Raw genomic sequence first — 26,318 nt, forward strand, 5'->3', positions numbered from 1 at the left:
ATAATCAATTCCTTAATTATTCAACAGTATTTCCGGGTCAGCGCGGTAACTTGTCACTTGGAAACCAAGGGGGTTAAGCAATCGATCAGATGATTTCATTGGTGCACCGACATAGGTGTAGCCAATTGTTGCGATCTGGTGTTGTTTCTGTCCAACGGCACCGGTAGCGTCGTGTTGTTGCGTCGTAAAGCGCACTGTTGCTTGCCCACGTCCATTCGGTTGGATTGAACGCACTTTCACTGTAATGCGCGCTTTGTTAGAAAGCACTTTGTCACGTGCATCCTCACCTTCATAGATCTTATAAAATTCCTGTTGAACAGTTGGTGCGCTCAAAAGCGCTGTAGTGTCATAATTTAGCTGAATGGTATCGTAGTCATAAGTTTCACGGTTAAGAATATATTGATTGAGCCAATATCTGTCCACAACTTCGCCATAGCTGGTTTCATGCTCGCGCATCACAGAAATCACATCAACCGCACCCGTTGTGTTATCGACACGTAGCACCAAAGGTGTTGGAGCTGGTTGGGAAAAGCCGACAACTCCACATATCATTCCAAACAACCCAAAGACCCCAACAACACCTGCTACACGCCACGCTGTTTTCCGTGATTTTATAAATTCGCCAATAAGATCACGCTCTAATCCTCGGCTTTCTTCGTAATAACTTTTAAGTTGTTCGGCTTTTACTGGTTTAGCTTGATTTTTTCTCATATTGTTTCTCGCTGAATTTCGGCAGGGATTGTTTTATTCACAGGCACACGGTTCCAATTATTTGGTTTTTTCAGCTGTGGTGCGGATATACAAGCTGGTAAAAGGCTTGTGATCAAAATTGTCAAAATGATGTGTTTCATTTTTTAATTTCCTCTTTTTGCCGCAATATAAAATTCTAATATTTATGTCATTATTTCAATTTTGATTAAAAAGTAAAGAGCATAGTTTGTAATTGCTTCTCTTTTCTTAATTTCATTTTTATTTACAGAAATATTTAACTACAGCATAAATATATTTTTTACTGGATTGTTGGATATTTTTGTTAGTTCATTATGTCGATTGCTACCGAGAAATTACTTTCTACTTGCTGTATCTAATTTCCAGAGATGCCCAAATGTAATGCCTTTAGCCAAAGCATTGGCAATGCTTGACAGTTTGAGCAATAGCACGATGGATATAATGGATAAGATGAGGGCACCGCCAAGCGCGTAACTCACATTTTGCTGTCCATCGAATTTTAGATCTGTCATATAATTTGCAAAGATGTTCATCATCAAACTAAATACGGTAGCTAGAAGTACAATGAGAATCGTATAGCTTAAAATTTGAGCTATCCATTGTTCAAAAAAGCGATAGGTTGGTTGCCAGAGCAAGGCAATGATAAAGAGTGGTCCGAGTCCTACGAGGAGTACAAGTGCGACTTTAGCAAGCAGAATGAATGCCCCACCAATTGCTGTTAGGAAGCTTGTAGCAAGCAAGATAAGGATGCCGAAGAGGCCATAAAGTAGTCCGTCAGCATTCAAAAAAGCCGCTTCTTCGAAAGCTTCACTTGCACGTGTGAATCCATTTGCAGCTACTTTGTCAATCAAACTGATTAATTGGCTTTCTTTTGATGGATTTGGCATCAACGCATTTGATAGGTCCTGTGGCATTTTTATTATCACATTTGCGATGTCTTGCTGATATAGTCCTGCGGACAATGCTATTGAAGTAATAATGCTTATTCGCAAGCAACGGCTTAAGAAGCTAGAGACTGGCATATCGACGACACTGCGAATAACGAGCCATCCATATACGATGAAAGCGATACTGAGTCCGATTGATATGAAGGGTGTAATTGTAACAATTGTTTTTGAGGAAATATCCGTGACATATGTATTTGTTACTTGATCAATTTGATTGAAAAGTTGTGTGAACATATTGAAGCTCATGGCATTCCTCTTTAGCGAATTTTTAATTTTTCATTTTTTTAGAATATTGGTGCATGCTGCAATTTTCTTTGTGTTTACACGATTTGCCAAAAATATTTTTTGGGTATTAATTGGGCATTAAGATAATTAATTTTACACGTTCTTTCAGTCTGTTGGGACTGCACTAGGCATTTCTTTTTTCAAAGAACAGAGAACGTTGATGATATAAGCTGTGTTATTATAAAACTTTATTGTATAGCCATCACTCACCGTATCTTTACAGTAGGCATTTGTGTATTTTTATGGTTTAAAATTTGTATATTGCGTTTATATTTTTGCTGGCGGATTAATGCTTGTTCTGCATTGCGTAAATGTGCAACCATTTGCAATTTTGTCGCTTCATTTTGAATCATGGCGAATGTACTTTTTATGTGGACTTGTAATTCAGCAATGCTTTTCAGATCTTGTGTATCTCTGACCTCCATTAAATATTGTGCGATTTGCATAAAACGACTGTCGGCCTCTTCAAAAACTTGCAAACTTACAACCTTATCTAAAATAGCTGCATATTGGGTACGTAGATCAATAAGTTCACGTGTTTCATGGACCGTATTTTTTTGAGAATACTCTTCTTCTCGTGCTTGAATATCCTTAATGAATTTAGGAAATTTTGAGGAAATCTCTGCTTCTTTATTCTCATTATAGATGTGTTGTGGCGCCTCAAGTAGAAGATCACCCTCATCTTTTTTCATGGTGCTTTGTATTCGTACGCCTGTTATAGAATCATGTATTTGTTGAATGCGAAAAAGCTGTTTATTTGATATATTAACTTGATTTTCCATAGCTTCGAGTAATTGAGTTCGAAATGCTTCTTCACTCTCTTCTACTGCCTTTTCTGCTACCTTTTTTGTTATCTCTTCTGCTCTTAATGTTGGGTTTGATGTTATCAATGACGCACTTATTGCTGTTGCAATAACCAGCTTTTTCATATTTTTCTTCTCTTAATTTTATGTATTACAGGAATATTAAAAGTTGTATTGCGTTCTCCGTGATTTTATAAATTCACTAATGAGATCACGCTCTAAACCTCGGCTTTCTTCATAGTAACTGTTAAGCTGTTCCGCTTTTACTGGTTTAGCTTGATTTTTTCTCATATTGTTTCTCGCTGAATTTCGGCAGGGACAGTTTTATTCACAGGCACGCGGTTCCAATTATTTGGTTTTTTGAGTTTTGGAGCTGATGCACAAGCTGATAAAAGACTGGCGATCAAAATTGCAAAAATGACTGATTTCATTTTAACACTCCTCTTTTTCGCATAATATAAAATTTTGATATTTTTGTCATTATTTCAATTTTGATTAAAAAGTAAAGAGCATAGTTTGTGATTTTTTCTTTTTTCTTAATTTCGTCTTTTATTTATGAAAATATTCATCTGCAGTGGAGATGTTTTTACTGGACTGTTGAGTATTTTTGTCAATTAATTATGTCGATTGCTACCGAGAAATTACTTTCTACTTGCTGTATCTAATTTCCAGAGATGCCCAAATGTAATGCCTTTAGCCAAAGCATTGGCAATGCTTGACAGTTTGAGCAATAGCACGATGGATATAATGGATAAGATGAGGGCACCGCCAAGCGCGTAACTCACATTTTGCTGTCCATCGAATTTTAGATCTGTCATATAATTTGCAAAGATGTTCATCATCAAACTAAATACGGTAGCTAGAAGTACAATGAGAATCGTATAGCTTAAAATTTGAGCTATCCATTGTTCAAAAAAGCGATAGGTTGGTTGCCAGAGCAAGGCAATGATAAAGAGTGGTCCGAGTCCTACGAGGAGTACAAGTGCGACTTTAGCAAGCAGAATGAATGCCCCACCAATTGCTGTTAGGAAGCTTGTAGCAAGCAAGATAAGGATGCCGAAGAGGCCATAAAGTAGTCCGTCAGCATTCAAAAAAGCCGCTTCTTCGAAAGCTTCACTTGCACGTGTGAATCCATTTGCAGCTACTTTGTCAATCAAACTGATTAATTGGCTTTCTTTTGATGGATTTGGCATCAACGCATTTGATAGGTCCTGTGGCATTTTTATTATCACATTTGCGATGTCTTGCTGATATAGTCCTGCGGACAATGCTATTGAAGTAATAATGCTTATTCGCAAGCAACGGCTTAAGAAGCTAGAGACTGGCATATCGACGACACTGCGAATAACGAGCCATCCATATACGATGAAAGCGATACTGAGTCCGATTGATATGAAGGGTGTAATTGTAACAATTGTTTTTGAGGAAATATCCGTGACATATGTATTTGTTACTTGATCAATTTGATTGAAAAGTTGTGTGAACATATTGAAGCTCATGGCATTCCTCTTTAGCGAATTTTTAATTTTTCATTTTTTTAGAATATTGGTGCATGCTGCAATTTTCTTTGTGTTTACACGATTTGCCAAAAATATTTTTTGGGTATTAATTGGGCATTAAGATAATTAATTTTACACGTTCTTTCAGTCTGTTGGGACTGCACTAGGCATTTCTTTTTTCAAAGAACAGAGAACGTTGATGATATAAGCTGTGTTATTATAAAACTTTATTGTATAGCCATCACTCACCGTATCTTTACAGTAGGCATTTGTGTATTTTTATGGTTTAAAATTTGTATATTGCGTTTATATTTTTGCTGGCGGATTAATGCTTGTTCTGCATTGCGTAAATGTGCAACCATTTGCAATTTTGTCGCTTCATTTTGGAACACGGCGTTTGTACCTTCAACGTATGCTTGTAATTCAGCTATCCCTTTCAGATCTTGTATATTTTTAATATCAACTAAAGGTTTTTTGACTTCCCTAGAGCGATTTTCTACTTCATCAAAAACTTGCAAACTGATGGCTTTATCAACAATCGCTGCATATTGGCTGCGTTTTTCGATAAATGCACGTGCTTCAGGAATTGAAAGAAAGTTAATATTTTGCTCTATTATTTGGTCTATTATACTTTCTTGCATTTTAGCAGAATCTGGAATATCTGTTTTAGCATGCATCGGAAGGTTTTTCTTATCAAACCTATTTTTATTGTAGATAGAGTGAGGATTTTTAAAATATTGAGCATCTATGTTAACTGCTTTCAAAATATAAAAATCACGATTGCCCGTTATATTTCGGTGTATTTCATCATGTTTTTGAAATTGTTCTTTTATGGTTTGAAGCTGTTTTTTTGCTAAAACAACAATCCTCTCTTTTTGCGATAGTTTTGTCTGTTCTTCTTCGGAAACTTCCAATGTTTGCTTGGAGTTATGACTTGTTTCTGCCTCTTGTTGTATATCTTTTACAGAAGTAGGAGGGGAGCTGTCTTGTAGCAAAGAACTTTCATCAGCTCTCAGATTTGTGCTCTGTATTCCAAAAACTGTTGCTATTACTACTGAAATAATAGTTTTTTTCATGTTATTTTTCTCTTTGTAATTATTTTACAATTTTAGCATATATCCATTATAATTTCAATTTTGATTGTAAATTATATATTTTAATCATTTGTACTTTTATTCATTGAAATATCCACGTGCAATGTTGATATTATCTTTTAAGTTGTTGAATGTTGGTTATCTGAATTACTAAAGAGAATATTTCCTACTAGATCTAATTTACAAATTTCCAAATGTAATATCTATCTTTTCCCAACGAATATGTTTGCGGTGTAGCTTTAGTAATAATATGATGAAAGCGTTGAAAGGGCGAGATCCTCTCTTCAAGCAATAGTTTGCGTTTTTGCATGTAGCTTGATTTCTGTTAACTATTTGTAGATTACATAGGTATAAAAATACTTCATTATAAAATTGGATATGGTCACTAAAAGAAATACAGTTAAATACAAATAGAAAAAGCTTATAATATAAGCAAATTATCATGAGTTTTTAACGTATAGAGCGTATTGTTGGCATTCCTTTATTTTCACTATTAAGAATTATCATATTGCGTTTTTGCTTTTGTTGGTTAATAAGTGCTTGTTCTGCTTTGCGTGAATATGCAACCATTTGCAATTTCGTTGCCTCATTCTGAATCATAGCCAACATACCTTTTATGCGTGCCTGTAGTTCAGCAATGCTTTTTAGATCGGTTGTTGTGTTTATTTGTTCTACTAGCTCTGAGATTTGTTTAAAGCGATTTTCTGTTTCTTGAAAAGTTTGTAAACCTATAGCCTTATCAATGGCGGTTGCATATTGGATGCGTTGACCGATAGAATTACGAGATTGACGAATAGAAGTAGAAATCTCCTCTTCTTGCAAAATACCTGCAAGCAATGCGGATATATTTGGTTGGCCATTTTTATAAATTAATTCTGGATTTTTTAGAAAAAAGCTGGTGTGATCTGTTTTTATAGCCTTGGATTTTGAACCACTCATAATAGAGCTCTGTATTTTTTGTTCTTGCTCAAACTGTTTTTTGTTTATCTCAAGTTGTTGTTTTATTAAATTAATGAGCTCTACATAATGCTGCGGTGGAGGGTTTTTTTGGGGTGATGTCTTTTTCTTGGACGAACTCCAAGAAAACAACTTAGGTAAAGATGGAACTGATCGCCCTAAATCCACTGCCCCAGCTCCAAACGTAAAAGCGTTTGCAGCATTTGCTGTCGCTAAAACTGCTGCTATTGCTATTGATATGACTTGCTTTCTCATGTTACCCTCCTATCATTTTTTACTTTTTGTAAAAAAACTGGTAACCATACTGCTGGATCATCGCCTACTTCAGCGATAGTATTTTCTGCTATCTCTGCATTGTCGGGTGTACCCGATAACACGAGGAGCTCGTCACTAAAGTCGCGTTCAATAGTTTTCCCATCGATTGTTACATGGAACTTGCCGAGATTAAGCTCTGCAAGTGCAGATTGATCACCCTGTTTTATGAGAAATTGACGACTAAATTCACCAAGTCCTTTGATCAATTCAAACTCAGCATCTGTGAGTTTAAAACCTTCTGTATAATCTTCATAATTTGCCTTGGGATTGGCTAGAAAAATATAGGTTGCGCACTGTTGAATAAGCGTTTTAGCGATATTGCTTTCTAGGGCATCACCGGGTTCTTGTGTAGCGTAAACAAAAATACCATTTTGTTTACGGATGGTTTTTTGTTTATTTTTTGCCAAATCCTCAAAGTACGGATCTTGTAAAGGTTTCCAAAATTCATCGAAGATATACATAAACCGTTGACCGCTAATCATTCCTTCCGTGCGGTAAAGTAAATACATCATTACCGGAGTACGAGTCTCTGGATTGTCTAAGAATTCTGTAATATCAAAACCGTAAATTTGATGTGTTGAAAGATCAAGTGCATCGTGCGGATTATCAAATAACCATCCATAATCACCACCTTCACACCACTTTATTAAACGAGCATGGACAGATGGATGCGCGTTATATTCATTCAAATGTGGATTTGGTAAGAATTGCACCAGAAAAGATAAACGACGTAGTGATCTATCAATGTTTTTGCTCATAATAGATGTAACAGCTTGGTTAATTTCCTCCTCGTCATGGTGTGTGACTTCACCACCAGCTTCCGCCAATTTCTTAACAAATTGTTTTAGAAAAATTAGGTTCTCTTGTGTCGGTGGGAGTTGGAACGGATTAAAACCACTCGGTTTTCCAGCTTTAAATGACAAATAGCGACCTCCCATCGCCCGAATGGCAATTTCCATACCACGATCTTTATCAAAAACAACGGTTGTTGGCTTGAATTTTTGCGCTTGCGCTAATAAAAACCCGAGAAGAACAGTTTTACCGGAACCAGATTGTCCGATGAGTGCGGTATTACCAAGTAATCGTTTGTCCGTTGAATCCTCTTCAATTTTTGAAGCGTGAAAATTGAAATAAAGAGGTGTTTTACTAGTTGTTTTAAGAATTGTGACTGCTGGCCCCCATGGGTTTCCAGTTGGTTTACCTGACATAAAATTATGAAAGGATGAAAATGACAAAAAGTTCAGCGATGTAATTGGTGCAGGACGTGGTCGCCATTTCCAATTTGCAGGAAGTTGTGCCCAATAACCAGCCTCTATGGCTAAATCTACAGGTTTTGGCAATACTGCAACGTCTAGCAGTGCAGCACTCGCTTTTGCCATATGGTCGCGAACTTGTTGAGCTGTATTGCCGTAAAGTGTTAGTGTGCAATGATGTTCACCCATGACAAAATGCCCACTTATAAGCTGGTTAAGTGCTTCGTCAATTTGTTCAATTTGACTTGTTGCAACATCGCGAGCATCGATAAGATTACGTTGATGCCGCTGTAAATAATCCTTGGCAGCATGCCTCGAGAGTACTGAAAAGCTCTGTGTTAGCACAAATTCGAAATCACTTTCCAATAAGACATTCAATTGGCCTGGTTTTGTTGTCGTGTCGTACTCCTTAATTTCCAACATGCCAAATCGACGCATTCCACTGGTTGTACGCAGTTCACCAAGAGCACCCCATTTTGAAAAAAAAGGACGATTGATAGACATATAATCAGCAAAACGGTCATGACATATCGGCATAGGACGATATTCACCATTGACCAACATTCCAAGAAATTCGAGTGCAGAAGAATAAGCATGGCCATTTTTTTCATAAGCACCAAGAAGCTCAGCACCGTAACGTTTTAGCGATTGACTTAAGGTATTGTTAATATCATTGAGAGCCTTTATAGATGATTCCTGCCGCATCTTTTTTTGATCAAGCGTTTCACGTTCATGCTGGGAAAAGAATGACATAATTTTATCAGCTATAGGTTGGTAAACGACAGTCAGATACAAGTCATTGACCATTAGATTATAACCAGTAAAGCTTTGCTGGTATTTTTCATCAAGCTGATAGCAAAACATTTGATCAAATGTTGAATCAGGATATTCATAAACACGCCGGCGTACAATATGAGTCCATAGTGATAAGTTAGCTGATGCAATACCGCGTAGGGTATTGTTTAGCTCTTTTGTCCATTGAAAAATATCCTCTTCCGAAGCGCTTTGATGCGAACGTCCATCAATTTTCCAGATCGACAAATACTCTGCATTTTTTGTAGAGATGATGGTATCTGTAACGTGGTGTGAATAGGGGATGAACAAGCTTACTGGTGTCTCTGATGCAAGTCTTTTGCTACTTTCGACAGCTGTCATGTTTATCTCCTTTTGCAATAATTAGAAGGACTGTAACTTGATGCGCCCCAAAAGCCTTTATTACGATTGCGGAATTTGGTATCAATCCACAACCACCAGATACGGAATGCTTTATCATCGTTCTTGGTAATTTGCACCATAACGAACCATAATGGCGGTGCGATTACCCACAAAAAGATATTTACCGTCATAGCAATAGTAGCAACACCTACAACCATAACAATAAGTGGCATCATAGGCACACCCCAAATTGTTGGAACACGGGTTGCTCCTTTAAATAAAGGAAATGCTTCATGTTTTTGTATTTTCATGAACTGCTCCTGTTAGGTGATATAAAACAATAGAGCGCTAATATAGAATGCTGCGCCTGCGACGATAACACTGAATGACCATCGTATAAACGTAGCCTTTGAAATGATGCGAAATAGATAAATAAGCAGTAGAAATAAAAAAATAACAGCACCAGCAATGGGAATAACCATACTTAACCCATATTGCATACCTATAAAAATATCTATAAATTTGGTTGTCGTTTGAGCATATGCCTGTTGAGTCAGTAAAAACATAATCAATGTTATGAAAAAATCGCGAATCCTTTTGCAAGTTTCTGCTTGAAGAGTATTTAATTGTTTCATATTTTTACCTTCATTATGATTGAAATCACTATAAATAAAATCTCTTTTTACAGCATCATTACCGTCACATCTACAACCAATTGATATGGCTATTAAGAACATTTCATGCATTTAATTTCATATTTGGCTTTATTTAGGTGTAAATAACATCGTGGTAAGTTGAACTGCCGACCCAGCAATAACAACCCCAACAGCCCACCGTACAAAGGTATCTTTTTCAATATAACGCCCTGCATAACCAATTGCTAAGCATAAAAGTATAACAGCAGCTGCGGTAGGGATGATGTTATCAATCAGGTCGGTTTTCAGTTTTTCTAAAGCGTCTTTAACTTTCAATTGAGCATATGCAGGGTGAGACATAAAAAATGCAGTTACAGCCGCAGATATTGTGATGATTTTGTTATCATTTTTTAATTTGATATTATTAAATCGTTTCATTTTTTCCTCTAAGGTTTTTATTATTCTCAATAATTAAGTGAGACTATTTAAATTGATAAATAATCGCCATATTAAAAAACATTTTGCATTTTAACTACCTTTTACAGTCAGCTTCAAACAGGTGTGAACAACATCGTAGTAAGTTGAACTGCTGACCCAGCAATAACAACCCCAACAGCCCACCGTACAAAGGTATCTTTTTCAATATAACGCCCTGCATAACCAATTGCTAAGCATAAAAGTATAACAGCAGCTGCTACAGGGATAATGTTTTTAATAAGATCTTCCTGCAGCTTTTCTAAAGCCTTTTTAGCAGGTTCTAGCGTTGCATGTGCAGGATGAGTCATAAAGAATGCAGTTACAGCTGCGGATATTGTGATGATTTTGTTATTATATTTTGATTGGGAATTATTTAATCGTTTCATGTTTTTCTCTAAGGATTTTATTTTCTCAATAATTAAGTGAGACTGTCATTAGTTTATTTATAAGTTATACATATCATGTTAGTGATATGAAAATTAACTACATTATGATGTTAGTAACATCGTAACAAATTGGCTTGCCGATCCAGCGATGATAACCCCGACTGCCCATCGCACAAATGTATCCTTTCCGATATAGCGCCCTGCATAACCAATCGCTAAGCATAAAAGGATAACAGCAGCCGCGGCAGGGATGATATTTTTAATAAGATCGTTCTCTAGAGCTTTTAAAGCTTTTTTAGCATTTTGCAGCTCTGCATATGCAGGATGAGTTATAAAAAATGCAGTTATAACTGCAGACATTGCAATAATTTTATTATTATATTTTGATTGGAAATTATTTAATTGCTTTATATTCTTCTTTAACATTTTTGTGTTCTCAATATTAAGTGACGTTATTTAAGTTGATAGATAATCATCCCTTTGAAAAATATTTTATCTTCTATTGCTTTTTTATAATCATCTTCAATTTGGTGAAAATAACATCGTGGTAAGTTGAACTGCTGAGCCAGCAACGACAACCCCAACAGACCACCGTACAAATGTATCTTTTTCAATGTAGCGCCCTGCGTAACCAATTGCTAAGCACAAAAGTATGATGCCAGCGGCTATAGGAATAATTATATCCAATTCCTTTTTCAATTCGTCTAAGGCCTTTTTTGCATTACCTAATGTTTGTGTTTGAGCATATACAGGACAAGCCATAAGAAATACGGTAATAGCTGCAGTAGTCGCAATGATTTTATTATGAACTTTTGTTTGAAGAATATTTGATCGTTTCATGTTCTTTCATCCTGGTTAAGTTTAAAATTTCCATAAATAACTCCTCTTTCATGAAGAAATTTAAAGAGATATTTTGGATCAGCCCAAGTTCTTAGTTTTCCTCTTTGCGTAAGAAGTGTGTATTTATTTGGTTTTCCAGTTACCGGATCATCGGCAACAAATGTAAAATACCATTCTCTCTCTGAGAGCATCACAATTGTAATTTCGCGTGCTGCCTTTTGATTGAATGCTATATCAACACTGTTTTGCTCTATCATTTTCATTGTTTTTGCCCTCAATTAGAAGATATTTTATTAATCTTACTAATTTAGAGCTTTAACATTTCTTTATCTACTGTTCATTACTATACTCTATCAAAATTGTAGTTTTCATTTATAAATAGCGTAATCCTCATTCCTGTTGCTTTTGGAAAGAGGTATCTTCTGCTGTAAAAATATCATGAGCACCACTTATCTTATGCGCAAATGCATCCACTCGTTCTTCTGAAGAGGAAGGAAGAGCTTCTGTTTCTCCTATTTGATCTGACCTTTCCGCATGAGATTGTATAGTTTCTTGCGTTTTGTCATCTGAGAGTGTATGAGTTTCCACTTCGATAGAGGAAACAACTTTCTTTACAGAAGATTCAATGAAACCGTTTTTCAAAGATACGTCAGGATTATGTCTATTTTCTGTAAGATGTTTAGTTGTTACGATTGCTTTTGTAGTTGTGAATGATTGACGTGATAATTTATAATGATCATTTATATTTATTGCATAGATATCATCCAGTGATTTTTGCATAACAACAGTTGAAATCGTTGCAGGATGTACAGCGGATGCGCATACAGCAGAAAGCGTTATAAAGTTTGGAATACTCATAAGCAACATACCTGATGATAAAAAATTCTATTGAGGTAAACATAAACTCTGCAAAGCACTCCTGATTGCTGCCATGCTAAATTTCTATAAATCGGTGAAATGAAATCGTTCAGTTTAAAACGTTTCTTACAATCACAAATTTGATTTTTTCCGAGAACATTTTTAATATATGCCAATATCTGACCAACTATATAAATATGTAGAGAAAAACCGAACATATTATACCAATCAATATTATTATAGTTATTACGTTTATAAAAAGAGACATTGTTCTCAACGGATAACTGTTTTTGGAAGTTTATAGAGGTTGATTGTGTAGTATAATTTCTTGATTGTTCGAATTCTTCTAGAGAATATTGATATGAAGGAGAAGACCGCTGTATATGAATGTATTTTTTATTGTTAAAACGAACTGCACTCTCATTATATTTAGAGGGCTTGTTCTTTAACATAGATTGCCATAATTTATAAAATGGTGATTTATATTCACTTTTGACCACTGGTTCACAGGTGTCAGAGAGGTATGATAAAATTTGTATGCTCCGCTTACCAATCTCAGTGAGCGAACTGAAAAAGGATGTAGCTGTGAAAGCTAAGATACAAATCAATAACTCTTCGTGGTCCAAAGTATATCTCCGTCAAAGTGATATATTCATCATAATTTTAATTTTGATAACAAATAGACAGAAATCGTCTATAATTGTGTTTAAAATATGGCAAAGCACAATTCTTTTTTGCAAGGGGAGTAATTAAGGTGAATGATCTCAAAAATATGAACTTCGATGAGTTACAAGAGATGCGTGCCAAAATTGATGTGGAATTGAAAAAACGGCAAGCAAAAGAGAAGCAAAATGCGCGGCGAAAAATTCTTGAAATTGCTAGTGCACATGGAATTGATATCGCTGATCTTGTAAGTAAAGAACGTCATTATAGAAATCCCAACAACCAATGGGAATTGTGGAATGGACGTGGGCGTAGACCTAAGTGGATTAAAGAATGGTTGGAGAATGGTTATGCACTTGAAGAACTAGAAATAACATAGTGCATATGCAATATTTGCAAAGCTATAAAAATATCAAGAAACAAGAATTCAAGCAGTGTATTCTTTTGGGAATTTGATATATCAAAATGTTGCACTGATATCTTAAGAAGTGAGCGATTATAAAACTATAGGAAGCGCAAATGCGTTTATATGAAGGGTGCGCGGTTATATCGAGATTATACACTATGTTGGTGAAGCAGTCTTTACGTATAAATAAGCATTACATTTGTAATTTTTATTGCGATAGATTGCCAATTCTCATAGTTTTAATCAGTTGGTAACTGTAACTGCGTTGAGGAAAACCGATTCTTGCAAACGAAGGTTTGTTCTTAATATTTAGGGCTTATGTAGAACCTCAGTGAGGTTCTACAGCAGGTTAGACAGCATAATTAATAGGTTTCCACATCATCGGCGTTCAAATGTTTAGAAATTGTATCTGCTGCTAGAGAATTTTGATAGGACTTCAGTATATCAATTTGGTCCGTTAATGCTGAGTAAGCCAAATGCCGAACTATACCTACATTGTAGCTATATTGGGGGATGAGTGTTTTTCTGTTTATTGTTTTTTTGTAAATCTTAAGCCCATGATTATTTGTTTAGAGATTTTGATGAGCTTTCGCTCATTGTTATGTGTTTCGACATAAGTATTAATCCTTTATCAAGACAAATCAATCCTTTCTCTAATCGTGTTTAAAGACAGATAACTATCCGTAGGAAATTATATTTCTTATGAGAGAGAATATATTTGCAAGCTATAAAATTTTATTGAAAATCTCTACTTCACTACCGACTTTAACTTATCATGGAGACGTATAAAATCAAAATTGAATCAAACGGTTCGATAAAGAGAAACATATTTTTTTAGGTTTCTTTACAAACCACTCTTGAGTTTTAAGAATGCAATTTACTGCGATAAGACTCATCGAGTATTGTTTGTTTTTTTACACACCAGAATATTATCCAATTTTCCGTTTTAAAGGACTCTGCAAAAAGAATAAGATGCTCAATACGCTCTGTTATTTTACAATCAAAAAATTCTGACACATTCCCTTCTAGAATAGATCTATCACTTTTAAAAGTTTCCATATTACCAAGTAGAATTTTTGCAAGGGCAGAATGATTGGTAGTTTCTTCACGTAATTTTTGTTCAGTATCCTGTGTGCATTCATGCAATCACTCTATTTAAGGTTGCTTCGATCTGATTTTTCGTAAGTACTCGTGTGTAACCGCGAAATTTTCTTCCGCAAAAAGCAACATATCATCATATTCATAATGTGATTGTTCATCATTATTGTACTCTTTGAAAAGGCAATAGACCGCGGTGGTGAGAACAACTTATAACCGAAAATCCTTGCCATGCCATTCTCTCCATAATCTACAAAATTCAAAATCATGGAGAATAGGCCCAATACGATGGGGGAGATGATAATCAATAATCCTCTACTTCATAATGATATGTTTTTCAGCTAAACCTTTTCAGAATTTCTATCGCGTTTTTAGTTTGCATCATGATTTACTTTTTGAATAATTTGTAAAATTAGAGAGAGTATAAGTTTTCATGTATTATTCTCTGCATAATCCTTAATTCTTTTGCATAAAAGTTACTTGCGTAACAATGTGAAGATCAAGATGAGACCCTAAGATAAAGTGGATATTCATCATTCCAAAGTTGAGAATAATCAAAATACAATGTCTCACAAAAAACCGTTCTGCTATGGTTTTGCTAAACCGTTTTTTGTGTAGTTTAAGTTTTTGTATTTTAACAATTATGAGGAAATAAGGATATAAACCAACACTCTATGGTCTTATAGATCATTTGTCTGTCAGAAACCGATTTTTATCTTGTCGGTATGGATGTAAGGCTAAAAAATTGCCGCTTCATTTCCTGGCAAGGAGATGTCTTTATTGTTTGTGCATCATAATCGTAATAAAAATACTGTGCTTATTTGAAAAAAGTTAGCAATGTGTTCTGTTTTTTAATCTGTACAGAGCAGATTTCTGCGAGAATTTTGTTGTTTTAATGAAATTGCCTTTAAAAAAAGCAGGAAATAAAAGGCTTATTGATTAAAAACGATGAAAACTTACATAAGCTTGAGAAAATACAAGTTGAAGACCAAAAAGATGTGATTATTTTCTAGCTTTTGTTTGTTTTCTGTGTATTGCGCAGGGAGAGGGGACTGCAGTATTCATCAAAATAGAATAGAGTGTAGATCGTTTTGTTGTATATTTCCATGGATTTCTCCAGAAATTTTGGTATGTCAGAATAAGCAAGAGAATTCTCTTGTTCAAAACGTCTCCAGCTTTGATAGCGCTCTAAAGCAATGAGGGATTCAATATCAAGGACTCATCGTACTGTTTGAAAGAAAGGCTTATTCATAGGCTATAAAAGCGGAATGGTGTGATTTTTATTCAAAGTGGGAGCCCGTGAAGGAGACGAGGTGCATTGGGAGTGAGACCGGAAGCTTCTTGAATGAAATATTTCTTTATTTTAGGTGCCTGATTGATAATTCCAAGACCAGCATCTCGGAGCAAGCGTAAGGGAAGATTATCATTGGAAAAAAGGCGATTAAGCCAATCATTACTCAAAGCCATACGTACAATTTCAAAACGTCTCCAGCTTTGATAGCGCTCTAAAGCAATGAGGGAGCCAATATCAAGGCCTAATCGTGCTGTTTCAATAACAACTTCAGCAAGTGCGGCGCTATCGCGTAATCCTAAGTTCAGTCCTTGTCCTGCAATCGGGTGAATTGTGTGGGCTGCATCACCAACGAGAGCAAAACGAGATTGAATGCATTGTCGTGTTAAAGAAAGGCTTAAGGGAAAAATTTGTCGCTCTCCATTCCAAGAGAGTTTTCCAAGTCGATGACCAATACGTTTTTCGAGTTCTGTTTCAAAAATAACAGCATCAGCCTTGAGGTAATATTGTGCAGTTTTATGATGTTCATTCCATACAATAGCAGAGCGATTGCCTTTAAGAGGGAGAAGAGCAAAAGGTCCAGCAGGTAAAAAATGTTGAATTGCTTGACCATGATGGGGTTTTTCATGGTCAATTGTGCAGATGATTGCTGTTTGTTTATAGGAATGAGAAAAATTTTTAAGACCTGCTTTTTCGCGTAATTTCGAATGGGCTCCGTTGGCGGCAATAAGCAACTTCGTTTGCCAAATTTCTTCATTGCTTAAAGTGACAGCTGTATGTTGATCTTCTTGATAAAAATCAACGACATGCATATTTGCAATAAAAGTGATATCCAGATCTTTGACCCGTTTTTTTAAAGCTTTGATCAGTTCTCTATGTTCCACCATAGCAGCAAAGGGTTCGTTAGGAGTAACATCACCTTCAAAGGTTAAAAGCGTTGGTTTGACAGGATCATTGGCACATGCATCGGTGATGATCATTGAATGAATGGGTTGTGCAGAGGGGTTTATATGCTCCCAACATTGTAGCTGTTTTAACATACGAATAGAAGCAGCAGAAAGGGCGATGGTTCGTATATGAGAAGTGGGAAGTTCTTCTTGAGGAGAAGCATCAACAATATTAATATTCAGATTAGGGGCTGCTTGCTTGAGCGCTATTGCTAAGGTAAGACCAACAGCTGCTCCCCCTGCAATAAGAAGATCGCATTGTTTGATAGTTTTATGGGATCTTGTTTTTTGATTGTATTTTACATTTTCATTGGGATGAGGATACACAACGCTTCGTTCCATTGTTGGCAATTTATTTTGTTTATAAACAGAATATCTTTTTCATATTATCTTTTCTACACTCTTTCTATTCCTTCTTTGCTTTAAAAAACACACTTTTTCCGCGTATTGGTTTATAAACAGGTTGGCTTTTTAAAATTTATTCTTTACTGCTGATTATTGATGAATTCATTCCATGACTTTACTTGATAACTTTACGGGAAAAATTTGTCCTGAATATTGCATATCAATTTTACACTTTATCAATGCAAAAGAAAACTGAAATAAGACAGAAACGATGTGATCTTTTTAAGATGCAATGAAAGTCTCTTACGTTATTGTCTTGAAAGATTATGTTTTACAAGCATGGTAGGAAGATTTTTATGATTACGATGGTTAAAACTGTGTTAATATTTTGTGGTCATAATTCTATAACTCTTTAATGCTTAATGCGAGAATTTTATATTTGGAATTGATGGATGCACCCAAATTCTTTTTCCTATGATTCATTAGAAGCGCAAAAATCTTACAGTTCAAGGCTCGTTGAAATGTTTTTGCGCCAGATTGGTGTTTTTATTGGGCTTGGGCTTTTGGGCTTCCTTGTTTTTTGTGTTTGTGCTTTGGCAACTTGGAATGCAGCCGACCCATCATTAACTCATGCAAGTACAAATAAAGTTACAAATTTTATGGGGTGGACAGGTGCAATTTTTTCAGATTTTGTTATGCAATTTTTTGGTTTAGCAAGTCTTGGTGTTTTGTTGCCGCCATTATTTTGGTCGTTTCTTTTGTTGGCACAAAAGGATATCCATCATTTGATTTTTCGCCTTTTTTTGTGGGTCGCATCAACAATTTGTTTTTTAATTTCTTTTGCCCTTATGACACCTATCGCTTCTTTTACATATTGGCCATTGCCGATGGGGCTGGGAGGTCTTTTGGGGGATAAAATTCTCAGTGCTCTTTATTCATTTTTTCCAGTCTTTTTTTCTACATTTCAAAATGTGCTTTTGGGGATAGCTTTTAGCCTTTTAGGTTTTTTAATAGCTGCTTTTGCGGGCAATGTGGTATGGAGACGTCGGACAAGTAAAAGGAAAATAAAAAAGGTCCAGAACAATGAAAGAGTTGCTCCTCTCTTCGATATGTCAGAAGATCCAGAAGAAGATATAGAACATGTTGAAGAGAGGGGACGATATGGTTTTTTTGCTACAACTTTGGGAGCTATTTTACATCTTTTTTATTTTTTACAAGCGCGTTTTTTTCGTTTCTTCTCTCTCAAATGCTCTCAGAAACAAGGAAAGGCATTTGAGCGAATTGAACCAATTTTCGTGGATGAAAAAACGAAATGTCAGGAAAATCAAGAGAAGAGATCTCCTGTTAAAAACCGTGTTTCCAAGTCTATAACGGCTTCTTCAAACGGTCGTTTTCTTCTTCCACTTTTGGATTATCTTTCAGTTTCTCCACCAGCGGCGAAGGATGCAAAACTTTCTCCTGCTGCTTTGAAAGCCAATTCTCATGAACTTGAAGGTGTTTTGTTAGATTTCGGGGTCAAAGGAAAAATTATTGATGCACGACCTGGTCCGGTGGTGACTTTATATGAATTTGAACCGGCTGCTGGTATTAAATCTTCTCGTATTATTGGGTTGTCAGATGATATTGCACGCTCTATGCGTGCGATTTCAGCCCGTGTTGCTGTGGTTCCAGGGCGCAATGTGATTGGAATAGAATTGCCCAATGCAAAACGTGAGATGGTTTATTTGCGGGATATTTTGCAAGCGCAAGAATTTGTGGAAAGCAAAGCAAAATTAGGGCTTGCTTTGGGTAAGACAATTGGTGGGGAAACGGTGATTGCGGATTTAGCAAAAATGCCGCATCTTTTGGTGGCAGGGACTACAGGCTCGGGAAAATCTGTTGCCATTAATACCATGATTTTATCTTTGCTTTATCGGATGACGCCTGAACAATGTCGCCTCATTATGGTAGATCCCAAAATGCTTGAACTTTCCGTTTATGATGGCATTCCCCATTTGTTAACACCCGTGGTAACGGATCCTAAAAAAGCTGTCATTGCACTGAAATGGGCTGTGCGTGAAATGGAAGAGCGCTACAGTAAAATGTCAAAAGTGGGTGTCCGCAATATTGATGGCTTTAATGCGCGTCTTAGGGAAGCAGAAGGGCAGGGTGAGACAATGACGCGCACAATTCAAGTGGGGTTTGATCATGAAACCGGTGAGCCTCTTTATGAGACAGAAACACTTGATTTTAGTCCGATGCCTTATATCGTTGTCATTATTGATGAAATGGCCGATTTGATGATGGTTGCTGGTAAAGACATTGAAGGAGCCGTTCAACGCCTTGCGCAAATGGCACGTGCTGCTGGTATCCATGTGATTATGGCGACCCAGCGCCCTTCAGTGGACGTCATTACTGGAACCATTAAAGCCAATTTCCCTACACGCATCTCTTTTTCTGTCAGTTCAAAAATTGATAGCCGGACAATTCTTGGCGAACAGGGGGCTGAACAATTGTTAGGGCAAGGAGATATGCTCTTTATGATGGGAGGAGGGCGTATCCAGCGGGTTCATGGGCCTTTTGTGGCGGATGATGAAGTGGAGCAGGTGGTGGCGCATCTCAAAGCACAAGCGCTGCCTGATTATCTGGAAACCATTACAGAAGAGATTGCAGAAAATAGTGCGGATGTTTCTTTGGCTTCTCCTGCAGCAGATGATCCCTATAGTCAAGCTGTTGCTATTGTTCTTCGAGATCGTAAGGCTTCAACTTCTTATATTCAACGCCGTTTAGGCATCGGCTATAACCGTGCTGCTACATTAATTGAGCGGATGGAAGAAGAAGGCATCATTAGTGCGGCAAATCATACCGGTAAACGAGAAGTCTTGATACCTTCTGAAGAAGAACGCTTTTGAAATAAAAATCTTTTGATAGTCTTGTTAAACAATATCTTTATCCTTTAAAGAAAGATATTCTCTTTATTATTATAAGATAAATGAATATTCTTTGGGAGCATTTTCTATGGAAACGTTTTTTCCATCACAAAAAAAAACCATTGGTTTTTTGGGTATTCTTGTCTTTTGGTGCTTAACTTGCCCTGCTTTTTCGCAATCATCCAATAAAATGGTAATGGCATCTAGTAAAGTGACAAGGGCACAAAATATAGCTAATCACTTTGCCGCAATTAAAACAATGACAGGTGATTTTATTCAGTTTAGTCCAAAGGGCAAAATGTCGCAGGGCACATTTTATTTAGAGCGTCCAGGGAAAATTCGTTTTATTTACAAAAAAATACCCTTACAAATCATTGCAGATGGTCAATTCCTAGGAGTTAACAATCGTGCTTTGAATACTTGGAATTTTTCACAACTTTTTCAAACACCAATGAAATTTCTGTTAGATAATAAAATTGATGTATCCTCAGGGCGTTTGTTAGCATTTCGCGAAGATCCTGGGGCTGTGACGATTGTTCTGCGTGATAAAAGCATTGGGGCAGGGCAAATAAGAATGGTTTTTGATTCTAAAAATTATGCTTTACGCCAATGGACAATTGTTGATCAACAGAATTTAGAAACAACTGTTCAAATTATGAATGTAAGGACAGGCGTTCGGTTTGCTGATGGGATGTTCACACTTCCTGCTAAAAAATAATGTAGTGCCTCCAACACCGGAATTAAAACAGATGTCCTTTCGTCTTGCTACTTGGAATATTAATTCTATTCGTCTACGTCTTGCACAGATTTTTCAGTATTTAGATCTCTTTCCCGCAGATATTTTATGTCTTCAAGAAACAAAATGCCCAGATGCTCTCTTTCCAAGGGAGGCTTTTGAAGCAGCAGGTTATAAGCATATCGCATTGAGTGGACAAAAGTCTTACAACGGTGTTGCAATTGTTTCACGCTTGCCTTTTAAGAGCGTTGAAAAGCGTTTCTTTTGTCAAAAACAAGATTGTCGTTACATTTCGGTCATTGTTGAATCCTATGGCAGAGACATACAAATACACAATTTTTATGTTCCTGCTGGTGGGGATGTGCCTGACGCAGAGGTGAATGAAAAATTCCGTCATAAACTTAATTTTTTAGAAGAAATGTCTTCTATCAGAGCAGATCAGGGAAATGGTCTTTCTTCTCTTTTGGTAGGAGATTTGAATATTGCTCCTTTGGCAGAGGATGTTTGGTCTCATAAACAATTATTGAAGGTTGTAAGCCATACACCCATTGAAACTGAGCGCTTACAAGCTTTATGTTGCCAAGGGGGGTGGGTTGATCTGATGCGGCTGCATATTCCCGTTCCTACCAAGCTTTATACATGGTGGAGTTACCGTGCACGCGATTGGGCTCTTGCTGATCGTGGGCGGCGGCTTGATCATATTTGGTCTTCTCCAGATCTGGCACCTTTTGTCACGGATCTTACGATTTTTCGGAGCTCACGGGGATGGAAACAACCTTCAGATCATGTTCCTGTGCAAACAGTATTTGATTTTTCATAATAAATTTGAAATAAGAACATAGTAAATGAAGTATTAATGGATTGATTCTGAAAACATATGGGAGCATGGATGCGGATCAAAAGTCTGGAATGGGTTACTTCTAATAGATTGCTTTGTAGTGTTTTGTTGTGTTTTTTTATCTTATCAGGATGTATGGTTGGTCCTAATTACAAGAAAACATTTTTTCGTGTTCCAACAAGTTGGGGAGAACAAACTGCGCAGACTACAGGACATCCAGTTGTGCTTGCTGGGTGGTGGAGGCGTTTGAATGATCCTGTTTTGAATGCGTTAGTAGAGATTGCAATTTCTGGTAATAATAATGTTGCTGTTGCCAAAGCACGGATTCGCGAAGCACGTGCTACTTTAGGGCAAGTTCGGGGAGCTCTTTTGCCGAATATAACAGGTTCAGTTTCAACAGATCGTTCTGGTTATCTGGAACCTCATGCTATTATGAGCCAATATATGAATCGCTTTAATAGTGGTTTTGATGCGAGTTGGGAGCTTGATTTTTTTGGTGGACATAAAAGAGCAATTGAAGCCGCGCGTTATGGTTTTGAAGCTGCTATAGAAGATATGCGCGCTACCATGGTGACATTGTTGGGAGATGTTGCAACAAATTATGTTCAAATGCGTGGTTGGCAGCAAAAGTTGCTCATTGTGCGACAAATTGCTGTATCACAGCGCAAAACATATGCATTGATGCGTGCCAAATTAAAGGCTGGCGATGTTTCAGAACTCGATGTTTCCAATGCGCAAGCACAAACCGCTAATACAGAAGCCGATATAGCCCAGATGGAAGCAAATTTGGCAATGAGTATTCATCGTCTTTCCGTCTTGACGGGTCGTGTCCCTATGGCTTTGAAGGATCTTCTGCAAAAAAATGCAAAACAAGCAAAAATTCCGCAACCAAAATGGCCAATACCAGCAGGAATTCCGGCTGATATTTTGTTGACACGTCCAGATCTACGGCGAGCAGAGCGCCAATATGCACAAGCAACAGCACGGATTGGTCAACGTGAGGCAGAACGCTATCCATCACTCACTTTAACAGGAAATATTTCAACAGCACCGGAGGCAATTAGTGAATTATGGAAGACGTCAACAATTTCTTGGTTGTTGGCATCTGGTCTTCGTTTTCCTTTTTTTAATGGAGGACAGATTGAGGCTTCTATTGCCATAGCGCGGGCACAGCGTGATCAAGCTTTTATTACTTATCGGGCTGCTGTGTTGGAAGCATTAGAAGATGTGGAAAATGCACTTGTGAGATTAACCAAAGAACATCAGCGTCTAGAGAAGCTTATTGTTGCAAATAAAGCTTCGCTGCATTCTTTAAAACTTTCTCGAAGCCTTTTTGAAAATGGAAATACCAGCTTCCTTGAATTGTTAAATGCTAATCGCTCCTATTATTCTGCGCAAATGGCTCTTAAAGATAGCCGAGTTTCTTTGGTGACTCAATATATTGCACTTATGAAAGCGTTGGGTGGTGGCTGGGATGGCGTTGTGGATGTGTATCGTCCAGAGGTTATTGATGGTACATCCCGTTCGCGTGCAAAGGTAGGATAATGAAAAAAAACTTTATCAAAAATTTCATTACAAAACGCAAAAAACTTTCCTTATTTTTAACCGTTATATTTGTGATTGTCTTGTTATGGTTGCGTTCTGTTTTTTTGGGAACATCAACACCAGCTTATATGACTGCGGTGGTAAAACGTGGTGATATCGAGGTAAGTGTTTTGGCTTCTGGTCTTGTCCGCCCTTATCGGTTGGTTGCTGTTGGTGCACGTGCAACAGGGCGGGTGGTGTCAATGCATGTTGCCCCAGGAAGTATTGTGAAGGAAGGAGATCTCTTAGCAGAAATTGATCCTATAGATCAAGAAAATGATCTAAAAAGAAAAAAAGCGGCATTATCTCATTATGAGGCGAGTTTAGTAGAACAAGAAGCTTACCTTTCTCTTGCACAGAAAAACTTAGAACGTCAGAAAAAAATGATCGAATCACATGCGATTTCAAGGGCTAATCTCGATGATGCCGCAACGCAGGTGAAAATACGCGAGGCACAAATTGCGCAACTTCGTCAGCAAATTGTACAAGCGCAAATTGATGTGGACAGTGCAGAGGTTAATTTGGGTTATACGCGGGTAACCGCTCCTTCAGCGGGGACAGTTTTAGCAACAATTGTAGAAGAAGGGCAAAATGTCAATGCGGTTCAGTCCGCACCGACAATTGTAATTTTAGGTGATTTGTCAAAGATGACTATTAAAGCACAAATCTCCGAAGCTGATATTCTTAAAGTTCAGGCTGGACAACCTCTCTATTTTACAGTTTTAGGCAATTCACAGCGTCATTATGAGGGAACTTTAGAAAGGGTAGAGCCAGCTCCTGAATCCGTGCGTGCGGATGTGAGTATTAATCCTGGTGTGATAGATTCTAGCGCTTTATCATCATCGGCTATCTATTATAATGGGATTGTCCATGTTGATAATGAGGACAATTTTCTGCGGACTTATATGACGGCGCAAATTCATATTATTTTAGGTCGTGCTCAGAATGTTTTGTTGGTTCCAAGTGATGCTTTACGGGATGAAACAAAAGACCGTAAAGCATGGGTTTCTGTTTTGGAGGGGCGAAGCAAAGTGGTGACTAAACAGGTGACGATTGGACTTAATAATAAGGTGGTGGCAGAGGTTGTTTCAGGGCTAAAAGAAGGTGATGTGGTTATTACGGGTGCGCATGATGGTGTGATGCCAGATATCCTTGATGTCCACAGCAAAGATGAAAGCTAAAGCATGAAAGCAGATAAAGCAGATGCTGTCCTCGTTTTGGAAAATATCGTGCGCAAATTTCCCGCTGGGGAAACATTTGTCACTGTTTTGAAGGACATTAATCTCACCATTAAAAGCGGTGAAATGGTAGCGATTGTGGGCGCTTCCGGTTCAGGAAAATCCACATTGATGAATATTCTAGGCTGCCTTGATCGACCAAGTTCTGGTCGTTATTGGATTTCAGGAAAAGAAACAGCCTCTCTTTGTGCCGATGAATTGTCAGCTTTGCGGCGTAATCATTTTGGATTTATTTTCCAGCGTTATCATTTATTGAATGAATTGACAGCTTTGGGCAATGTTGAAATTCCAGCTATTTATGCAGGCTGCCCTGTGGCAACAAGAAAACAACGCGCGCAAGATCTTTTAACACGTTTAGGGATGGGTGATCGGATAAATCATCGTCCAAATCAGCTTTCGGGTGGTCAGCAACAACGGGTTTCTATTGCGCGTGCTCTCATGAATAATGCAGAGGTTATTCTTGCCGATGAACCAACGGGTGCATTAGATAAACAAAGTGGACAAGAAGTGTTGCGTATTTTGGATGAGCTTCATCAAGAAGGACGCACCATTATTATTGTAACCCATGACATGCAGGTGGCTGAAAGAGCAGATCGTATTATTGAAATCAGTGATGGGGAAATTATTGCCGATCATGTGACAAAGAGTGCAAAAACAAAAGCGGTGGATGCAAAAACAAAAACGGGTAATCAGTATGGAGAAAAAAATCTCGAAGATAAACAACAGCTAGGTTTTTTGCGTTCTTTTTTCGAGCGTTTTCGTGAGGCATTTGTTATGGCTTTGTTAGCTATGAATTCCCATAGGATGCGGACTTTTTTAACAATGCTTGGGGTGATTATTGGTATTGCTGCCATTATTGCGATGGTGGCTTTAGGAAATGGGACACGAGAAAAAATTCTAGAAAATTTTAAAAGTTTAGGATCTAATACACTAACAATTTTGCCGGGAAAAAGCTTTTCTGATCCACAAGCAGAGAAAATAACAAGCCTTGTTGAAGCGGATGCAGAAGCGCTTTCTGGTTTGCCCTATGTTTCTGGTGTAACTCCTCAGATTTCAACAAGTGCAAAGGTGCATTTTGGTGCTGTTGAAGTCAATGCTGTCATTATGGGAGTGGGAGAACAGTTCTTTCAGACACAGGGACTCAAGGCTATTAAAGGGCAGTTGTTTGATCAGAAAAGTGTGCAAGATCGAGCGGTGGATCTGGTGATTGAAAAAGAAGCATTGTCTGTTCTTTTTCCTCATAGCCATGAGAACCCCCTTGGGAAAGTGGTGCATGTGGGAAGAGTTCCGGCGCGTATTATTGGTGTTGTGGATCCGCAAAATCAAGCAAATGGTGGTGTATCAAATACCATACAGGTTTATTTGCCCTATACAACTGTACAAACGCGTTTTCTTGGAACAACGCAGGTTCGTGCCATTACAGTTAAGATTGATGATAATGTGGATGCACATTTGGCAGAGACCATGGTAAAGCGCTTTCTCACAATGCGGCATGGTGAAGAAGATTTTTTCATTAGAAATTCGGAATTCTTTCGTGAGCGCATCATGGAGAGTACACATATTTTAACACTGTTGGTTTCTTCCATTGCAGCGATTTCACTGATTGTGGGGGGGATTGGGGTGATGAATATTATGCTGGTCACAGTTTCAGAGCGGATTAATGAAATTGGTGTGCGTATGGCTGTTGGGGCACGTCAGAGTGATATTTTACAGCAATTTTTAATTGAAGCGATTTTGGTTTGTGTCATTGGTGGTGGTTTAGGGATCTTGTTTGGATTCTCCATCGGTGGTTTGTTTTTGCTCTTTAAGGCGCCTATCCACCTGATTTATACGATTGATTCCATCATCCTCTCTCTTACTTTTTCAACCCTCATAGGGATATGTTTTGGCTTTTCACCAGCAAGGCAAGCTTCACGACTTGACCCTGTTGTTGCCCTCTCACGCGATTAAGTTGTATAAATGTGGGGATTATGTTTTTTTCACGCGTTTATACTGGGTCAATATGTTTGTGAAAAGCGATATTGATAAGG

25 protein-coding genes and 2 pseudogenes are annotated in these 26,318 nt (G+C 37.4%); 7 read left to right on the forward strand and 20 right to left on the reverse strand.

All coding sequences use genetic code 11. The features are described 5' to 3' along the window. Window positions 1-12: 12 nt before the first annotated feature. The 18 genes and pseudogenes from NPX99_RS01170 to NPX99_RS01255 all read right to left on the reverse strand — a co-directional run bounded on the left by NPX99_RS01170 (window position 13) and on the right by NPX99_RS01255 (window position 12,233). Window positions 13-711: a virB8 family protein gene (locus tag NPX99_RS01170; RefSeq protein ID WP_269029932.1), complete on the reverse strand. Its 699-nt coding sequence runs from the start codon at window positions 709-711 to the stop codon at window positions 13-15. Continuing rightward, the gene (locus NPX99_RS01175) at window positions 708-851 is read right to left on the reverse strand and encodes a TrwH protein (protein WP_269029933.1); all 144 of its coding nucleotides are present in this window, start codon (window positions 849-851) and stop codon (window positions 708-710) included. Before NPX99_RS01175 ends, NPX99_RS01170 begins: the two co-directional genes overlap by 4 nt. A 213-nt stretch (window positions 852-1,064) precedes the next feature. Further along, window positions 1,065-1,922 carry a type IV secretion system protein gene (locus NPX99_RS01180; RefSeq protein WP_269029934.1) on the reverse strand — a complete coding sequence of 286 codons (858 nt, stop codon included), beginning with the start codon at window positions 1,920-1,922 and terminating at the stop codon, window positions 1,065-1,067. Window positions 1,923-2,167: 245 nt separating this feature from the next. Continuing rightward, complete coding sequence (locus tag NPX99_RS01185; protein ID WP_269029935.1) at window positions 2,168-2,890, reverse strand: type IV secretion system protein; 723 nt, start codon at window positions 2,888-2,890, stop codon at window positions 2,168-2,170. 45 nt (window positions 2,891-2,935) lie between these two features. Then, window positions 2,936-3,055, reverse strand: a pseudogene (locus NPX99_RS01190) (TrwG protein); the annotation flags it as partial. Further along, window positions 3,052-3,195, reverse strand: a complete 144-nt coding sequence (locus NPX99_RS01195) for a TrwH protein (protein WP_269029936.1) — start codon at window positions 3,193-3,195, stop codon at window positions 3,052-3,054. The gene NPX99_RS01195 and the pseudogene NPX99_RS01190, both read right to left, overlap by 4 nt. A gap of 210 nt (window positions 3,196-3,405) precedes the next feature. Beyond that, window positions 3,406-4,263 carry a type IV secretion system protein gene (locus tag NPX99_RS01200; protein WP_269029934.1) on the reverse strand — a complete coding sequence of 286 codons (858 nt, stop codon included), beginning with the start codon at window positions 4,261-4,263 and terminating at the stop codon, window positions 3,406-3,408. Window positions 4,264-4,508: 245 nt separating this feature from the next. Next, window positions 4,509-5,339: a type IV secretion system protein gene (locus tag NPX99_RS01205; RefSeq protein ID WP_269029937.1), complete on the reverse strand. Its 831-nt coding sequence runs from the start codon at window positions 5,337-5,339 to the stop codon at window positions 4,509-4,511. Window positions 5,340-5,807: 468 nt separating this feature from the next. Further along, on the reverse strand, window positions 5,808-6,569 hold the full coding sequence (locus tag NPX99_RS01210; protein ID WP_269029938.1) for a type IV secretion system protein: 762 nt from the start codon (window positions 6,567-6,569) through the stop codon (window positions 5,808-5,810). Continuing rightward, window positions 6,566-9,037 carry a VirB4 family type IV secretion/conjugal transfer ATPase gene (locus NPX99_RS01215; RefSeq protein WP_269029939.1) on the reverse strand — a complete coding sequence of 824 codons (2,472 nt, stop codon included), beginning with the start codon at window positions 9,035-9,037 and terminating at the stop codon, window positions 6,566-6,568. Before NPX99_RS01215 ends, NPX99_RS01210 begins: the two co-directional genes overlap by 4 nt. 2 nt (window positions 9,038-9,039) lie before the next feature. Next, complete coding sequence (locus NPX99_RS01220; RefSeq protein ID WP_269029940.1) at window positions 9,040-9,348, reverse strand: type IV secretion system protein VirB3; 309 nt, start codon at window positions 9,346-9,348, stop codon at window positions 9,040-9,042. Window positions 9,349-9,360: 12 nt separating this feature from the next. Next, a complete protein-coding gene (locus tag NPX99_RS01225) occupies window positions 9,361-9,672 on the reverse strand; it encodes a conjugal transfer protein (RefSeq protein WP_269030027.1) in 312 nt (103 codons plus the stop codon). Window positions 9,673-9,801: 129 nt separating this feature from the next. Then, complete coding sequence (trwL, locus tag NPX99_RS01230) at window positions 9,802-10,110, reverse strand: VirB2 family type IV secretion system major pilin TrwL (protein WP_269029941.1); 309 nt, start codon at window positions 10,108-10,110, stop codon at window positions 9,802-9,804. Between the two features lie 113 nt (window positions 10,111-10,223). Continuing rightward, entirely contained in the window at window positions 10,224-10,535 is a 312-nt protein-coding gene (trwL, locus tag NPX99_RS01235; protein ID WP_269029942.1) for a VirB2 family type IV secretion system major pilin TrwL, read from the reverse strand. Between the two features lie 102 nt (window positions 10,536-10,637). Beyond that, window positions 10,638-10,946 (reverse strand): VirB2 family type IV secretion system major pilin TrwL, encoded by a 309-nt coding sequence (gene trwL / locus NPX99_RS01240; protein ID WP_269030028.1) that lies wholly within the window; start codon window positions 10,944-10,946, stop codon window positions 10,638-10,640. Window positions 10,947-11,057: 111 nt separating this feature from the next. Then, complete coding sequence (trwL, locus tag NPX99_RS01245; protein ID WP_269029943.1) at window positions 11,058-11,375, reverse strand: VirB2 family type IV secretion system major pilin TrwL; 318 nt, start codon at window positions 11,373-11,375, stop codon at window positions 11,058-11,060. Continuing rightward, window positions 11,338-11,638 (reverse strand): annotated as a pseudogene (korA, locus tag NPX99_RS01250) (KorA family transcriptional regulator). Before korA ends, trwL (NPX99_RS01245) begins: the two are co-directional and overlap by 38 nt. A gap of 127 nt (window positions 11,639-11,765) precedes the next feature. Beyond that, entirely contained in the window at window positions 11,766-12,233 is a 468-nt protein-coding gene (locus NPX99_RS01255) for a TrwN protein (RefSeq protein ID WP_269029945.1), read from the reverse strand. 754 nt (window positions 12,234-12,987) lie between these two features. Here NPX99_RS01255 and NPX99_RS01260 point away from each other — a divergent pair. Continuing rightward, window positions 12,988-13,275: an H-NS histone family protein gene (locus NPX99_RS01260; protein WP_269029946.1), complete on the forward strand. Its 288-nt coding sequence runs from the start codon at window positions 12,988-12,990 to the stop codon at window positions 13,273-13,275. A gap of 891 nt (window positions 13,276-14,166) precedes the next feature. On the opposite strand, the gene NPX99_RS01265 is transcribed toward NPX99_RS01260, so the two are convergent. Then, a complete protein-coding gene (locus NPX99_RS01265; RefSeq protein WP_269029947.1) occupies window positions 14,167-14,448 on the reverse strand; it encodes a hypothetical protein in 282 nt (93 codons plus the stop codon). A gap of 1,236 nt (window positions 14,449-15,684) precedes the next feature. Continuing rightward, the gene (locus tag NPX99_RS01270; protein WP_442864042.1) at window positions 15,685-16,980 is read right to left on the reverse strand and encodes a ubiquinone biosynthesis hydroxylase; all 1,296 of its coding nucleotides are present in this window, start codon (window positions 16,978-16,980) and stop codon (window positions 15,685-15,687) included. Between the two features lie 455 nt (window positions 16,981-17,435). Between NPX99_RS01270 and NPX99_RS01275 the strand changes: the two genes are divergently transcribed. The 6 genes from NPX99_RS01275 (at window position 17,436) to NPX99_RS01300 (ending at window position 26,238) form a co-directional block, all read left to right on the forward strand. Further along, window positions 17,436-19,874, forward strand: coding sequence for an FtsK/SpoIIIE family DNA translocase (locus NPX99_RS01275; RefSeq protein ID WP_269029948.1), 2,439 nt, complete (start codon window positions 17,436-17,438; stop codon window positions 19,872-19,874). 106 nt (window positions 19,875-19,980) lie between these two features. After that, window positions 19,981-20,610: a LolA family protein gene (locus NPX99_RS01280; RefSeq protein ID WP_269029949.1), complete on the forward strand. Its 630-nt coding sequence runs from the start codon at window positions 19,981-19,983 to the stop codon at window positions 20,608-20,610. A gap of 31 nt (window positions 20,611-20,641) precedes the next feature. Further along, on the forward strand, window positions 20,642-21,448 hold the full coding sequence (locus tag NPX99_RS01285) for an exodeoxyribonuclease III (protein WP_269030030.1): 807 nt from the start codon (window positions 20,642-20,644) through the stop codon (window positions 21,446-21,448). A 69-nt stretch (window positions 21,449-21,517) separates the two neighbouring features. Then, the gene (locus tag NPX99_RS01290; RefSeq protein ID WP_269029950.1) at window positions 21,518-23,011 is read left to right on the forward strand and encodes an efflux transporter outer membrane subunit; all 1,494 of its coding nucleotides are present in this window, start codon (window positions 21,518-21,520) and stop codon (window positions 23,009-23,011) included. After that, a complete protein-coding gene (locus NPX99_RS01295) occupies window positions 23,011-24,231 on the forward strand; it encodes an efflux RND transporter periplasmic adaptor subunit (RefSeq protein ID WP_269029951.1) in 1,221 nt (406 codons plus the stop codon). Before NPX99_RS01290 ends, NPX99_RS01295 begins: the two co-directional genes overlap by 1 nt. 3 nt (window positions 24,232-24,234) lie before the next feature. After that, entirely contained in the window at window positions 24,235-26,238 is a 2,004-nt protein-coding gene (locus NPX99_RS01300) for a MacB family efflux pump subunit (RefSeq protein WP_269029952.1), read from the forward strand. The last annotated feature ends 80 nt before the right edge of the window (window positions 26,239-26,318 follow it).

The sequence above is a fragment of the Bartonella sp. 220B genome, assembly GCF_026930205.1.
Lineage (GTDB): Bacteria > Pseudomonadota > Alphaproteobacteria > Rhizobiales > Rhizobiaceae > Bartonella.

Coding starts and splice junctions, on each gene's coding strand:
- NPX99_RS01170 (WP_269029932.1), bottom strand. CDS start 711: ATGAGAAAAAATCAAGCTAAACCAGTAAAAGCCGAACAACTTAAAAGT.
- NPX99_RS01175 (WP_269029933.1), bottom strand. CDS start 851: ATGAAACACATCATTTTGACAATTTTGATCACAAGCCTTTTACCAGCT.
- NPX99_RS01180 (WP_269029934.1), bottom strand. CDS start 1,922: ATGAGCTTCAATATGTTCACACAACTTTTCAATCAAATTGATCAAGTA.
- NPX99_RS01185 (WP_269029935.1), bottom strand. CDS start 2,890: ATGAAAAAGCTGGTTATTGCAACAGCAATAAGTGCGTCATTGATAACA.
- NPX99_RS01195 (WP_269029936.1), bottom strand. CDS start 3,195: ATGAAATCAGTCATTTTTGCAATTTTGATCGCCAGTCTTTTATCAGCT.
- NPX99_RS01200 (WP_269029934.1), bottom strand. CDS start 4,263: ATGAGCTTCAATATGTTCACACAACTTTTCAATCAAATTGATCAAGTA.
- NPX99_RS01205 (WP_269029937.1), bottom strand. CDS start 5,339: ATGAAAAAAACTATTATTTCAGTAGTAATAGCAACAGTTTTTGGAATA.
- NPX99_RS01210 (WP_269029938.1), bottom strand. CDS start 6,569: ATGAGAAAGCAAGTCATATCAATAGCAATAGCAGCAGTTTTAGCGACA.
- NPX99_RS01215 (WP_269029939.1), bottom strand. CDS start 9,037: ATGACAGCTGTCGAAAGTAGCAAAAGACTTGCATCAGAGACACCAGTA.
- NPX99_RS01220 (WP_269029940.1), bottom strand. CDS start 9,348: ATGAAAATACAAAAACATGAAGCATTTCCTTTATTTAAAGGAGCAACC.
- NPX99_RS01225 (WP_269030027.1), bottom strand. CDS start 9,672: ATGAAACAATTAAATACTCTTCAAGCAGAAACTTGCAAAAGGATTCGC.
- trwL (WP_269029941.1), bottom strand. CDS start 10,110: ATGAAACGATTTAATAATATCAAATTAAAAAATGATAACAAAATCATC.
- trwL (WP_269029942.1), bottom strand. CDS start 10,535: ATGAAACGATTAAATAATTCCCAATCAAAATATAATAACAAAATCATC.
- trwL (WP_269029943.1), bottom strand. CDS start 11,375: ATGAAACGATCAAATATTCTTCAAACAAAAGTTCATAATAAAATCATT.
- NPX99_RS01255 (WP_269029945.1), bottom strand. CDS start 12,233: ATGAGTATTCCAAACTTTATAACGCTTTCTGCTGTATGCGCATCCGCT.
- NPX99_RS01270 (WP_442864042.1), bottom strand. CDS start 16,980: ATGGAACGAAGCGTTGTGTATCCTCATCCCAATGAAAATGTAAAATAC.
- NPX99_RS01275 (WP_269029948.1), top strand. CDS start 17,436: ATGCACCCAAATTCTTTTTCCTATGATTCATTAGAAGCGCAAAAATCT.
- NPX99_RS01280 (WP_269029949.1), top strand. CDS start 19,981: ATGGAAACGTTTTTTCCATCACAAAAAAAAACCATTGGTTTTTTGGGT.
- NPX99_RS01285 (WP_269030030.1), top strand. CDS start 20,642: ATGTCCTTTCGTCTTGCTACTTGGAATATTAATTCTATTCGTCTACGT.
- NPX99_RS01290 (WP_269029950.1), top strand. CDS start 21,518: ATGCGGATCAAAAGTCTGGAATGGGTTACTTCTAATAGATTGCTTTGT.
- NPX99_RS01295 (WP_269029951.1), top strand. CDS start 23,011: ATGAAAAAAAACTTTATCAAAAATTTCATTACAAAACGCAAAAAACTT.
- NPX99_RS01300 (WP_269029952.1), top strand. CDS start 24,235: ATGAAAGCAGATAAAGCAGATGCTGTCCTCGTTTTGGAAAATATCGTG.